The organism is Streptomyces canus 299MFChir4.1, from assembly GCF_000383615.1.
GTDB classification, from domain to species: domain Bacteria; phylum Actinomycetota; class Actinomycetes; order Streptomycetales; family Streptomycetaceae; genus Streptomyces; species Streptomyces canus_C.
This window is the reverse complement of record NZ_KB911658.1, coordinates 1-12,898: the sequence shown is the minus strand read 5'-3', so window position 1 is coordinate 12,898 and position 12,898 is coordinate 1. Positions and strand designations below refer to the sequence as shown.

Annotated in this window: 11 protein-coding genes and 3 pseudogenes; 10 read left to right on the top strand and 4 right to left on the bottom strand. The window is 66.1% G+C overall.

The window, feature by feature from the left end; all coding sequences use genetic code 11:
• The coding region (locus tag H293_RS0147630) for a transposase domain-containing protein (RefSeq protein WP_028808849.1) at positions 1–277 on the bottom strand (277 nt) is incomplete at its 3' end.
• A 279-nt stretch (positions 278–556) separates the two neighbouring features.
• Positions 557–1,300, bottom strand: coding sequence for an alpha/beta fold hydrolase (locus H293_RS0147625; protein WP_028808848.1), 744 nt, complete (start codon positions 1,298–1,300; stop codon positions 557–559).
• A 49-nt stretch (positions 1,301–1,349) separates the two neighbouring features.
• Here H293_RS0147625 and H293_RS0147620 point away from each other — a divergent pair, with 49 nt between their 5' ends.
• From H293_RS0147620 to H293_RS61545, 8 genes and pseudogenes are all read left to right on the top strand, one after another.
• Complete coding sequence (locus H293_RS0147620; RefSeq protein WP_020124806.1) at positions 1,350–1,730, top strand: winged helix-turn-helix transcriptional regulator; 381 nt, start codon at positions 1,350–1,352, stop codon at positions 1,728–1,730.
• A gap of 353 nt (positions 1,731–2,083) precedes the next feature.
• A pseudogene (locus H293_RS52220) lies at positions 2,084–2,501 on the top strand (transposase family protein); the annotation flags it as partial.
• 68 nt (positions 2,502–2,569) lie between these two features.
• Positions 2,570–2,878 carry a transposase gene (locus tag H293_RS0147610; RefSeq protein ID WP_020124804.1) on the top strand — a complete coding sequence of 103 codons (309 nt, stop codon included), beginning with the start codon at positions 2,570–2,572 and terminating at the stop codon, positions 2,876–2,878.
• Positions 2,875–3,192, top strand: coding sequence for an IS3 family transposase (locus tag H293_RS58940; RefSeq protein WP_028808847.1), 318 nt, complete (start codon positions 2,875–2,877; stop codon positions 3,190–3,192). Before H293_RS0147610 ends, H293_RS58940 begins: the two co-directional genes overlap by 4 nt.
• The gene (locus H293_RS58165; protein WP_106968632.1) at positions 3,176–3,505 is read left to right on the top strand and encodes a DDE-type integrase/transposase/recombinase; all 330 of its coding nucleotides are present in this window, start codon (positions 3,176–3,178) and stop codon (positions 3,503–3,505) included. Before H293_RS58940 ends, H293_RS58165 begins: the two co-directional genes overlap by 17 nt.
• A 533-nt stretch (positions 3,506–4,038) precedes the next feature.
• Positions 4,039–4,686, top strand: a complete 648-nt coding sequence (locus tag H293_RS0147595; RefSeq protein WP_020124803.1) for a LysE family translocator — start codon at positions 4,039–4,041, stop codon at positions 4,684–4,686.
• Between the two features lie 622 nt (positions 4,687–5,308).
• A pseudogene (locus H293_RS61180) lies at positions 5,309–5,886 on the top strand (IS5 family transposase); the annotation flags it as partial.
• A gap of 4 nt (positions 5,887–5,890) precedes the next feature.
• Positions 5,891–6,184 (top strand): annotated as a pseudogene (locus H293_RS61545) (transposase); the annotation flags it as partial.
• Positions 6,185–6,302: 118 nt separating this feature from the next.
• On the opposite strand, the gene H293_RS0147580 reads toward H293_RS61545, so the two are convergent.
• The gene (locus H293_RS0147580; RefSeq protein ID WP_063746985.1) at positions 6,303–7,157 is read right to left on the bottom strand and encodes an alpha/beta fold hydrolase; all 855 of its coding nucleotides are present in this window, start codon (positions 7,155–7,157) and stop codon (positions 6,303–6,305) included.
• Positions 7,158–9,305: 2,148 nt separating this feature from the next.
• Here H293_RS0147580 and H293_RS0147575 point away from each other — a divergent pair.
• Positions 9,306–10,940, top strand: a complete 1,635-nt coding sequence (locus H293_RS0147575) for a serine/threonine-protein kinase (protein ID WP_020124799.1) — start codon at positions 9,306–9,308, stop codon at positions 10,938–10,940.
• A 393-nt stretch (positions 10,941–11,333) separates the two neighbouring features.
• Here the strand turns inward: H293_RS0147575 and H293_RS0147570 are convergent, their stop codons facing one another.
• Positions 11,334–12,614 carry an RNA-guided endonuclease InsQ/TnpB family protein gene (locus tag H293_RS0147570; RefSeq protein ID WP_028808844.1) on the bottom strand — a complete coding sequence of 427 codons (1,281 nt, stop codon included), beginning with the start codon at positions 12,612–12,614 and terminating at the stop codon, positions 11,334–11,336.
• Positions 12,615–12,639: 25 nt separating this feature from the next.
• Between H293_RS0147570 and tnpA the strand changes: the two genes are divergently transcribed.
• Positions 12,640–12,898: IS200/IS605 family transposase (tnpA, locus tag H293_RS0147565; RefSeq protein WP_106968634.1), on the top strand; the 259-nt coding region annotated here is incomplete at its 3' end.

Sequence of the window (12,898 nt, the reverse complement as noted above, 5' to 3'; positions counted from 1 at the left end):
CCCGCCACGAGCCTGACCAGCGCTTCGCCCAGGTCAGGCCCTGCGTGAGCAGCCGCGCAACCTCCTCATACCCCTGCCCGGAGAACAAGCACATCGCCAGCACGAAGTAGACCACCACCCGCGGCGGCAGCAGCCGAGTGCGCTGACCCGAACGACCGGACTCAGCGACCACCCGGTCCACCAGCTCCGGCGGAAATGTACGCGTTAGCAGCCCGACCGCGATCCGGTCCGACAACCGCTCATCCGTCTCCGGCTTGACCTGCCCAGGGCGTGGCATCCAGGCACCTCCTGGATGCCACGCTACCAGTCGAGACCCTTAAGTCACTGGTATTGAGGTTAGAGTTACTAATAGAGGAGATAGAGGAGTTGTCTCCCCGGCCGTACAGGTCCGGATCGGTGGCAGGTCCGGCCCGCACGCACAAGGATGTACGGGCCGAAGCCACCGTGAGCTGGTTCGTCCGTGGCCGACGCCATACCGCCCAACGCGGAGTTCATCACCGGGCGATTTCGCTCAAACCGCGGCCACGCAAGGCCCCTCCCCCCAACCGGCAACCAGTCAGCCAGCCTTCAACAGCAGGTCGGTGAGTGCGTCCGGTACGGTGACCATGCAGTCATGGCCGCTTTCCAGCTCCCACACCTGCGACGCAGCGCCGCCCGGAGGCACCGCCGGAACTGGGCGGCGCGTGACGTCCCCCGGTGCGCTGCCGACACAGTGGATGTGTGTGCGGGAAATTGCGTCCACGGCCGGGTTGTCCAGCCGGACCGGCTGCAGGAAGCAGCCCACCGACTCGTCCGACAGCATGGTGCGCAGCCACGCTGTGTCCGCCGGGTCGGTCACCCCGAACAGCCCCATGGGCATGGGCATTTCCGGCAGGGGCGGGATCCGCCAGGGGGCGTCGGAAGCCGCGGCCGCGTCGATCAGCTGCCGGGTCACCTCCGGCATGACGTCCAGCGCGCTCTCACCGTCAGCCGGGACCATCGCGTCGACGTAGACCAGATGCGCGATCCGGTCCGGGACCGCGCCGGCCACGCCGGAGATGACCATCCCTGCGTAACTGTGCCCGACCAGGACCACGTTGGTGAGATCCCGCTCGCTGAGGAGAGCGACGACGTCGGCGACGTGGGTGTCCAGGTCGACGTCTGGAGTGAGGAGGCGTTCCTTCTCGCCGTGGCCGGTCAGCGAAGGGGCGTACACCTGATGCCCGGCCCGGGTCAGCAAGGGAACCACCCGGTCCCAGACGCGCCCGCTGTGCCAAGCACCATGGACAAGAACATAGGTTTTCGTGTGCGACGTACTCATACAGAAAGACGCTACTGAGCCGATAGGTACCTCCTGGTAACCTTCGGCCATGCACGACCCAGCCGGAAGCGTCTTCCTCGCCGACTGCCCCGCCCGGCTCGCCATCGACATCATCACCAACAAATGGGCCGTCGTGGTCCTGTTCGCCCTCAGCCGCGGGCCCCTTCGGCACGGTGAACTCGTCGATCTCGTCGGGGGCATCTCCCGCAAGGTGCTCACCCAGACACTGCGCAGACTTCAGAGCTACGGCCTGATCGAACGCCACGCCTATGCCGAGGCGCCCCCACGGGTCGAATACAGCCTCACCGACCTCGGCCAAACGCTTACCGAACCCATCGCCGCCCTGACCGATTGGGCGAAGAGGTATGGATCCGCCGTCGCCGACTTTCAGGAAGCGGCGCAACAGGACACCGCCAGCTCCGGCTCCTGACCGCTACAGACAGGTGATCAAGAAGGGCACTGTTTGGGCAGCCTGTACGCCGAGCAGACAGTCCGGCTCGCAGCCTGTCGTTACACCGCCCGCGACCCATCAACGGCCCCCGACAGCCCTCGGAATCCCCTGACCAACCGGACGAATCGGCTACACGCAAAGACCCTGCGGCATCACCTGATCAACCTGGACAGATCGACTGCACGCAATGGCCCTGGGTATGGGCTTGCGTCTAGGCATGGGATAAAAATATATAAATTAACGACCGATATTGAACCCTCTTTCATCCTGTGCTGGCGGGTGAAAAGGGCTGGTCAGTGTGTGGTGACGAGGCAGGGGCCCTCGTCGTTGGCGTGGTGATTCCACTCAGCACGCCGACGATCGAAGGGGCCCTGTTGGTTCCGTATCCTGCCACGCTCGACGTCCCGCATTAGCTCGTTGAGCTGTTGCCTGGCTGCTGTACGGGCACCGCCGCGCGCGTAACATCCGCTGCGGAAGCTCGGCTGCTTCGGCCAGGCACTGCTCACGCTTGTCCACCTGCGCAAGAACGAGACGTTCGCCCAGCTCGGCGCCGGGTTCGCGATATCGCAGGCCACCGCCTGGCGCTACGTGGACGAGGCCCTGGAGGTGCTGGCCTCCTGGGCCCCAGGCCTCCATGAAGCCCACACCGGCCTCGGTGAGGGCGACCACGTCATCGTTGACGGCACACTGATCCCCACCGACCGCGTCCGCGCCGATCAGCCGTACTACTCGCAAAAACACAAGAAGCATGAGGTTCCCCCGAGATGCGGGGAAAGGTGACAGCAGGTCAGATGGGTCTCATGAGAGGAGCCCAGCCGATGCCTGCTCCGAGGAAGTACCCGCTGGAGTTGCGTGAGCGTGCGGTGCGGATGTACCGGACCTCTGAGCCGAAGCCCGTGATCCGCCGCATGGCCGAGGAACTCGGCGTGCATCACGAAGCCCTGCGGAACTGGACCCGGCAGGCCGAGACCGATGCCGGCGAGCGGGACGGCCTGCTCACCACCGAAGAGAAGAACGAGCTCGCCCGACTGCGGCGCAAAGTGCGGGACCCGCGCCGGGCGAACGAGGTCCTGCGGACGGCCTCGGCTTTTCTCGCCGCGCAGCTCGACCCGACCCGGCCCAGGTGACGGCGCTCGTTGACGAGCACCGGCACCTGGGGGTCGAGCCCGTACTGCGGCAACTGCACATCCCCTCCTCCACCTACTACCGCTGGCCTCGTGCCGAGCGCGAGCCATGCGAACGCCGGCGCCGCGACGTGGAACTCACCGAGCAGATCAAGGAGATCCACGCCGGCTCGGGCGGGATCTACGGCTCACCGCGCGTGCACGCCGTGCTCAAGCGCGAGAGCGTCCACGCCGGCCGCAAGCGCGTCGAACGGGACCGCACCGCAAGCACCGAACCGGCTGTGGGTCACCGACCTCACCATGATCACCACCAGTGAGGGGCCTTTGTGGCTCTCGGCGATCCGGGACGCGTTCTCCCGCCGGGTGGTTGCCTGGGAGACCTCCGCCCGCGCGGACGCCAACCAGGTCCTCACGTCCGTCGAGTACGCGCTGGCCAGCCGCGAGGTCACCCTCGGCGAACTCGTCCACCATGCCGACCACGGCACGCAATGCACATCCATCAAGCTCACAACCCGCCTGGTCGGAGCGGGAGTTGAAGCGTCCATGGGCTCGGTCGGGGACAGCTACGACTGTCATTCTTCTCGCACCGGATCCCGCAAGGATCGGGTAGCCCCGGCCGTGACAGTCTGACTCTTGCTTATGACTGACCCCGTGAGTGTCCTGGCGTTGATCTGTCGACCGTCCGGCCACGGCACGCAGCAAGCGCTGCCGCCGGACGGACGTGACCTTATAGGAGCCTGGAGCCAACTCGTCAAAGCGCCCCCGTGACAGTCCTGTCCGCCCGGCCGGCGACAGCGTGTACTGAACGACCGGCGTCGAATGGCTCTCGGCGACCGCACCCCAAAAGAAACAATGCGAGACTGGGGCCTAGCATGCAATAACGCCAAGTCGTCTGGCTCTCGCCAGTCCCGAAATAGGACCGGGTTGCCGTTGTCCCCTGTGCGTTGCTGCAGCGACCGCACTGGAGCAGCTCCCAATCAATACCAGCGCTGGACAACGAGTTGATCGCAGCACTCGCAACCTGTGCACGGTCAGTCCAGTTCATTCGAATTGGCCCTACTCTCACGGCGGGGGCGTGCGATGGAATGGCGCCGTGGCGTTGTCGGGCGCCGGCTCCCCGCGGTGCGACCAGCCCGGGGTCATGTACACGTGAACGGATTTACATGTCAGAACTACTCGGCTTCGTGACCGCGTCCCTGGTCATCATCGTCGTACCCGGCCCTGATCTGACCCTGCTGCTGGGCAACACGGCCCGGTCGGGGCGGCGCGCGGGCCAGGCGACCGCTGCGGGGATCATGCTGGGACACGCTGTCCTGGCCACGGCCGCGGTGGCCGGCCTGACGGCCCTGCTGGCTGCCTCGCAGATCGGCTACACGATTCTGCGCGTCGTCGGCACCCTGTACCTGATCTATCTCGGTGCCCAGTCACTGGCCGACTTCGTCCGCCTGCGCCGCAGTTCTGCCCCAGACGCTCCGGAGCCCCGCACCGCCCAGCCCGTCCCGACCGCGCGACACGTCATGCGCACCGCCTTCCGGCAAGGCCTGATCAGCAACCTGCTCAACCCCAAGGTGGCCGTCTTCTACCTAGCCCTCTTTCCCCAGTTCACCTTGCCCGGCCTGGGAACAACGACCGCAAATAGCGTCCTCGCGGGTGTCTTCTGGCTCCTGTGCCTGCTCTGGTTCACGCTGGTGCTCCTGTGCCTAGCCCGTGTCGAAACGCTGCTGCGCCGCCGCAGCGTCCGGCGTGGACTCGCCGGAACGTCGGGCGTGGGCCTAGTCGGTCTGGGGGCCGCTCTGGCTCTGCGCGGCTGACGCCACCGAGCGTCGGCCGACACCGAGTCTGCGGAGCGATCTTGTTGTTGCGCCTCGGCGCTCGGTTCGAACTGCAGCCCACCTCCTCTAAACGGCGGGCTGCGGCGCAACGTTCGGAACCGCCAACCGCCCCGTCCCGAAAGAGGAGGCTTTGTTCACAGTTTCGGACCTTGTTCCTTATCCTGGTTCGTCACGCTCGGTCATGCTCGCGGGACGTTTGAGGATCTTGCCGACGTCGTAGCGGGCGGGGTGTCAGTTTCTGGAGCCGGGTGGGCGTCCGGGGCCGGACGAGAAGGTCACGCAGCGCGACCACTCCGACTCGACCCTGCGTCTCTACCGCACCCTGCTGCGCTTGTGCCGCCACCACGGACTGGGAGCAGCAGACCTGCGTACGATGTCCTGCACTTCGCCAACGGTGCGATCGAAGTGATGACCAACCTGAGCCCTCACTCCATCCCGCTGCCACCCTCCTGTCACCCCGTGATCGCCTCCGCCGAGGTGACAGATCGCTTGGCCCCGGATACCACGGTGTGGCCCACGCGAAACTGACGTGCGCTTGCACTGGCTCTAACAAAAGTTGCTGATCATGTGACTGTCGGCCCGGTGGATCGTTGGTGTGGTCGTGGGGAAGAGACAGTCACGGCCGTGGATCGTCTCGGATGAACTGTGGTCGCTGATCGAGCCGTTGCTGCCTGGGCCGGAGCCGAAGCAGGTGGAGGGCCGGCCTTGGGTGCCGGACCGGCAGGCGCTGTGCGGGATCTTGTTCGTGCTGCACACCGGCATCCAGTGGGAGTACCTGCCCCAAGAGCTCGGCTTCGGCTCGGGCATGACGTGCTGGCGGCGCCTGGCGGCCTGGAACGAGGCCGACGTGTGGGACCAACTGCACGCGCTCCCGTTGAAGAAGCTGCGGTCGAAGAACCAGCTGGACTGGTCGAGGGCGGTGATCGACTCCTCCCACGTCCGGGCCGCCCGCCGGGGCCCAAAAGTGGACCCAGCCCGGTCGACCGCGCACGACCTGGCAGCAAGCACCGCATCCTCACCGACGGACAGGGCATCCCGCTCGCAGTGTCCCTGACCGGCGGAAACCGCAATGACGTCACTCAACTCCTGCCACTACTCGACAAGGTTCCGGCCGTTGCCGGGTCCGTCGGCAGGCCCTGTCGACGGCCCGACATGCTGTTCGCGGACCGCGGCTACGACCATGTGGCGCTACCTGCCCCACGACTTCCCGCCCCACCAGAGCGTCTACGGCTATTTCGCCCGCGTGAAGCCGACGGCATCTTCAACCAGCTCACCGGCCTGCTACGCGGCAAAGTCCGCCAGGCCGAGGGCCGCACCCGCCAGCGTCCGCGACTCCGCCGCCGGCACCCACCTCCTCGCCCACGTCGCCGCATGCCACCCCACCATCACCAAAGCCTGGGCCGACAACGGCTACAAGACCAAAGCCGTCGCACACGCCGCCCACCTCGGCATCGACCTCGTCGTCCAACGCGACCCCAGGACAGGTAGCCAGCAAGGCTCCTGCGCCATTGAGACGTCGAACACCTCCCTCGACGGAACAGGAGTTTTGTGCGTTGCGGACGTCGCCTCCGTCACCCGACGAGTGGTCACTCCGATTAGTGCGTGTTGTGGTCGGCTTCCTCGATCAGGTGCGTGACCGCACCCGGGTGACTGACCATGACGGCGTGCGAGGAGTTGATCTCCTCGGTGTGGGCGTTGGCCCGCTTGGCGAAGAAGAGCTGCTTCTCGGGGTCGATGGTCTGGTCCTTCGCGGCGGCCAGGTAGTAGGTCGGAATGTTGTGCCAGGCAGCCCCGGTGCTCACCGAACCTGTGGTGTCCGCGGCAAGCGGGCGCTGTGTTACGGCCATCGCCGCAGCGGTCACCGGGTCGACATCGGCGGCGAACCTCTTACGGAACTGGTCTTGCGCCAAGTAGATGTCCGTGCCCTGGGACCCGTCGGCGTTCACTGTCGGAACCTGGACGGTCGGCAGCGGCGGCAGGGGGTTCTTGACTGGAATGTCTGCGGGACCGGCCGCGGGCTCTCCCTTGTCCGGAACCAGCGCTGCCAGGTACACCAGTGCCTTGACGTCGGGGTCGCCGGCTGCCGCGCTGGTGATCACGGCACCGCCGTAGGAGTGGCCTACCAGCACGATGGGACCGTCGATGCTGCGGAGCACGTCCTTGGTTGCGGCTACGTCGGTGGGCAGGCCCCGCAGCGGGTTCGCCACCGTACGCACCGGGTATCCGTCGTGTGTCAGCCTCTTGATCACTCCGGCCCAGCTGGACGAGTCGGCGAAGGCACCGTGCACCAGCACCACCGTCGGCTTGGCCTCATGCGCCGCCGTGTTCGCGGCGGTCGCGGTATGGGACACCGCGCCCGGTGCAGCGGAGGCTGGTAGGGCAAACGAGGCACCTACCGCGACCAGCGCAGCCGCACCGACGGAAACCAGGCCAGTGATTCGACGCACCATGAGCGAACCCTCTCGTTGGTAACGAACGTTCTGTGTCTCCTACCCTTGCGCAGGGGATGATCCCCCGTCAAGACCGACCGTTCTTTCTAGGGAAATCAGCGCCTCGTCCGGGCCTCATAACAGCTGCGTCTGGGCGACGTTATGGGCGTGGTCGACCGGCCGTCCTGTGCCGACGTCGAGGACTGGCATATCCGGCTTCCGCGACTACGTGACGATGCGGCGCTGGAAGGCCCGGCTGCTGCGGTCACGATGCCGGGGAACACGGTGGCATAGGGGGCGTGGTCGGCCTGTTCACCGACTGGGTAGGTGCGTAGGCCTGAGAGCAGTCGCCGAAGACGGCGCTTGCGCATCTTGCCGTCCCCAAGGCAGCACCCTCCCGCGCAGCCGCCGCTTCCACGAACGCGCGGGACTCCGCAACAGTGGGCCGCACCACCGCATCGAAGACAACATGATTGGCCCGATCTGCGCCATGAACATCCATCCCAGTCGGCCACATCAGCTCACCCCTCACCTGGGCATCCGAGGCATCCTCCGGATGAGAGCCAACCGCTCCGACTCAGCCGGCCCGGTGCCGGAACCTAAAACCGCCGCCTGGCTGAAGGGCGTTCCGGCGCTCACCGTGGCGGGGTGTTCCGCGCCCCAGGCACACCGAGAACCTCGGCCAACGGCCGTGCCCTGACCGTAGTCTGTGGTGCTTGTCGGAACAGTTCAGCCGGACGCACGGGATGCCCGGCCGCGTCCGGCACCACCGACCGATCACTCGAGCGTGACTTCGTACCGGAATCCGACCCCAGACGGACTGCGGTCGAAGAATCGGCTGGACTGGCCGCAGGCGGTGATCGATTCTTCCCACGTCCAGGCCGCAAGCAGGGGCCCAAAAGCGGCACCAGCCCAGTCGACCGCGCACGCCCGGGCAGCAGGCACCGGGTTATGGGCGTTGTTTCCGCCGACTGCCCCAGGGGGCGTGTCAGCTTCCCCCGGTACCCCTGCCTCGCGTAGCAGCGGGTGGTTCCCAGGGAGCGCAGGCGATCGGCGATGTCGTAGACGGTGAGTCGCAGGGCGCGGATGCCAAGTGCTGCATCAGGCAACGTTCGCCCTGTAGCTCGCTGCACGCTGTGACTCCTTTCCTCACGTAGTCGAGACCGTGCGTACACGTCGAGTCACATGTTCAGCGGCGTGCGAATGAGTGAGCCGAGTCGCTGCCACACGGGGGACGATGCGTTGGCCGTGCTCTGGACCAGGTCGGAAATCGCAGAGGCTGCATCCAGATCGGGCACTTCGTCGGGTTCATTTCGCTACGGGCCGCCTCGGCGATCCAGTGAGCGAAGTCGTCGAAGAGGGAAGCGTCGGCATCGAAGTTGTGCGCGTGGTCATAGTCGAGAGAGAGTTGCCGTAGCGCCGGTTCGGCCAGAATTTCGGCTTGTTTCGTGGAACGGGCAATCGCGCGGTCTGGGTGGCAAGCACAAGGATCCATAGGTCGCGTTGAGGCCCACCCATAACGAGGAGTGAGTCCCCAGCGGGCCAGGTGCTCCAGGTAGGTTCCGAACTCGGCGGGCGGCGGGGCAGATGCCCGGCGGCGAGCTGCGCGGGCGCCCTCTTGATCTCGGACAGCGCTGAGCGGTAACTGACCGTGAAGTGCAGCGGCGCACGCGGAGTCGGCGAGCACGGTCTCATCTGACGTAACGAAGCCGACCTTCCCGTGTCGAACCGATTCCCTGCCGGGACACGGAATTCAAGGCCAACTCACTACATTGGGTCAGCCGTTGCAAAGGCCCAAATATCTCGATGAGCTATACACTCACCGATATTTCGGGTAAACCCTTCTGCTGGAGCAGACGGAGATGACCGAGGACTGGATCGCGCGAGCGGGCAGCATAGAGTGTGAAGTTTTTGTGCACAAAGTGATGACGCTCGCCCGGGGAGCGCTACGCGTGATGCAAGGGCTGTGCCGTAGGCCCAACGGGACGAGGACACGCGGCTGTTCGAGCGGTGGTCGGCGATCTGTCAGATCACTGGCTGGCGCTACTCGAAAGTAATGGGTGACAACCATCACAGTGCGGTTTTCCTGGCTACTTTGTCGTTCCAGTCGGCTCGGCCAGTATCTATTGTGGCCCTGTCAAGACCATTTTGCGGGGCAACGTGAATCACATGCAAGGCCAACTCATCTCGGGTCGCTACCGGCTTGCCGAGGTGATCGGCAGCGGCGGCATGGGCCGCGTCTGGCGTGCGCACGACGAAATTCTCAACCGGATCGTAGCGATCAAGGAACTTACGGCCGCTCTCTATGTCTCCGAGAGCGACCAAGAGCGGCTCCTGGCCCGGACCCGTGTCGAGGCGCGGGCGGCCGCGCGCATCAACCACTCTGCCGTCGTCACGGTGCACGACGTCCTGGAGCACGACTGCCGGCCGTGGATCGTGATGGAGCTGGTCGAGGGCTACTCGCTGGCCGACGCGATCAACGAGTACGGCCGGGTGGCTCCCACCGAAGCCGCCCGGATCGGCCTGTGGGTTGTGTCGGCGCTGAATGCCGCGCACTCCGTCGGTGTGCTGCACCGCGACATCAAACCCGGCAACATCCTGCTCGGCGAGGACGGCCGCGTCCTGCTGACCGACTTCGGCATCGCCCAGATCGAGGACGACACCAACACCGCCGTCACTCGCACCGGTGAGGTTGTCGGCTCGGTGGACTATCTCGCTCCCGAGCGTCTGCGCGGCCAAGGCCCCTGTGCACTTTCGGACTTGTGGGCGCTAGGCGCGACGCTGTTCACAGCGGTCGAGGGCCGCCCTCCATTCCGCCGCACCTCTGCGCTCAGCACGATACAGGCCGTGATACAAGAGGACGCCGAGGAGCCCCAACACGCCGGATCGCTAGCACCCGTGATCGCTGCCCTGCTTCGCAAGGATCCGGCCGCCCGGCCCACCATCGCCGAGGCCGAGCAGATGCTGACCGAGGCGTTGGAAAACCCACAACGCATCGAGCCCACTCAGCACAGTGGGAACGAACCAGAGGCGGATGCCGCCCCTGAGCAACCCGAGGCGTCGGCCGACGCCCCCTGCTCCCCCGTGACCGAGCCGATCGATCCCTACGCCAGTCACGGCAGCCAGGCCGTGCCCATGTCCACGCGTGCCAAACGGCGCCATCTGCGGACTGTCGCCCTGATCGCCGCCTTCGCCGCGATGGTGGGCGGTGGCACCGTCGTACTGATCCAGAAATGGGGGCCGCTCGACAGGGGTTCCGCGAAGGCGTCCGGACTCTCGCCCGAGCCGCTCCAGACGGGTACCGAGTTCGACCAGGAGGCGGGCGTACCCGCGCTATGGAAACGCGTCGACGACCCACTCGGCTTCAGCCTGCACCTGCCCGAGGACTGGCGGCGGGAGGTGGTGGACGAGGACCTCGACGGGATCCGGCACGTCGACTACTCACCGGACGGCGGGAGGCACTTCATACGCATAGATGTCAACACCTCACCCAAGTTCGCAAGCGCCCATGAACACTTCACCCAGCTTGAACAGCAGCTCAAACGGGAGCTCGCCGGATACCGCTTGGTGGAGATGGCGGAGAACCTGTTCCGGCAGCAGGAGGGGTCCCTGTGGGAGTACACCTGGGACGCACAAGCCAGGGACGCTTCCTTCCCAGCACCGCGCCACACCATCAACCAGGCGTACATCGACTGGGACGGCACGGAGTACACCATTTCCATGAACTCCCCGGAAAGTGACTGGCCGACATCCCGCGAGGAGTTCGACCTGGTACTGCAGAGTTGGAAGACGGACCGTTCCTGACGCCGCCGAGGTGTGGGCGGGGCCCGCCACGGATGTCACCGCCGCCGATCGCCGCGGGCGCCCACGCCGATAACGTCTAGTCGTCGTCACGGGAGCGCTTCTGCAGGAGATCATCGACGCCCTCGTCCTCCCGCTCGTAGACAAACAAGTCGGTCCCGAATGGCAGGCCGCCAGCACGAGGCAATCGAGGCTCGGCACGCCGTACGCAGCGCTGGGCCCGCGTCCGGGTGGCCGATGTTACTGGCGAGCTGGTGCTCGTCCTCGACCGTGGCGTGATCGTCCGGCCGGCGGACGTGGCGGCGGCCGGACGGTTGACCAGCCCAGGCAGCGGGACCTGCTTCTGTGACCAGCACAGTTGAAGTGCTCTCCCAGCTAAAGCAGGGAGATTCCTGCCTACCTTGCGGTGGCGGGCTTGACGCGGTGAGCGCGCCTGGCGACTGCCCTCCCGGCAGCCGGGACGAGCGCGTGGCCCGTCCGGTACAGGTGCAAGATGTTCCGCGCTGCGTTGTGGTCGGCGTTGCCCGTCCATCCGCAGTCGGGGTTCTTGCACACGAACAGGGCCTGGGTCTCCCGGCTGCCGGGCGTGGTGAAGCCGCACGCGGAGCAGCGTCGGGAGGTGTTCGGGGCGGGGACCTTGGCCAGGGTGCCGCCGCGTCGGGCGAGCTTGTACGTCAGCACGGTGACCGTGCGGCCCCATGCCTCCCCGCTGACCGAGCGGTTCAGCCCGGATTTCTGGGCGACGTTCTTGCCTGGTTGGTCCACGGTTCCCTTGGCGGACTTGACCATGTTCGTGATCTGGAGTGCTTCCACCACAACGGTGCCGTACGTGTCGGCGATCTTGGTGGTGGTCTTGTGCTGCCAGTCCGAGGCCCGGCGCTTGGCTTTCGCGCGGAGCCCTGCGATCTGGTCGTAGGTGTGGTGCAAGCGACGGGAGGTGCGCTCTCCCGGCTTGCGGTGCTTCTCGCGGCGGGCGGCGCGCTGCTCCAGACCCAGGAGCCTGGCCTGTTCCCTGACGGTCAGCCATTCACCGTGCCCGTACGTCTCGCCGTCGGACAGGGCGAGGGGCACGGTGATGCCCACGTCGATGCCGGTTTCCGGCCCCTGGTGGGGTTCGGGGACGGGTTCGAGAGTCTGGACACGGAAGGCGATGTGCCAGCCGAGCGGGTCTTTGACCAGCCGGGCGCCGGTGATCCGGTTGTCCTTGTCGGCGTGCTTGCCGACGGGGAGGTCCTTGGTCCAGCGGAAGCGGACACGGCCGATCTTCGGCAGGTTGGCCATGCCCCACCGGCGGTGGACACGGACGATGTTCAAATCCCGGCCCTGCGGCACGTCCACGGTCAGGGCGGTGCGGAAACGGGCCTTGAAGTTCGGGGCGTCTGCCCGGCCGTCCCAGCAGTTCTTCCACGCCTGGAAATACGTTTTCAGCACCGCCTGCGCGGCCTGAGCGGGAAGGACGGCGAGGAAATCGATCTCCTGGCGGGCCTGGCGGATCGCGGCGTCCGCGTTCGCGAGCGTCCGCTTCTCCTTCGGCATCATCTGCCACCACGCGTGCAGGAGATTCCACATCGTGCGGGCCGCGTGCGCCTGGCCGTCAGCCTTGAGCGCCACGGCAGGGGGCAGTGCAAGCCGGGCACGGTGCCCGAACTGCCGTGTCTCCAGGCCATGATCACTCATGGACGACACTATGCAGTATTGGTTTATGTCACCACGCTGGAATCCAAACCCCGACGTACGCACTGGCCGTCACGTCGTACACAACCTCCATGTCCACTTGGTTTTTGTCACGAAGTACCGGCGGAAGGCGTTCACCGACGTCATGCTGACCCGCACGGAGGAGGTCGTGCGCGAGGTCTGCCAGGACTTCGAGGCCGAGCTGAAGCAGTTCAACGGCGAACAGGACCACGTCCACCTCCTCGTCCACTACCCGCCCAAGGTCCAGCTCTCCAAGCTGGTCAACA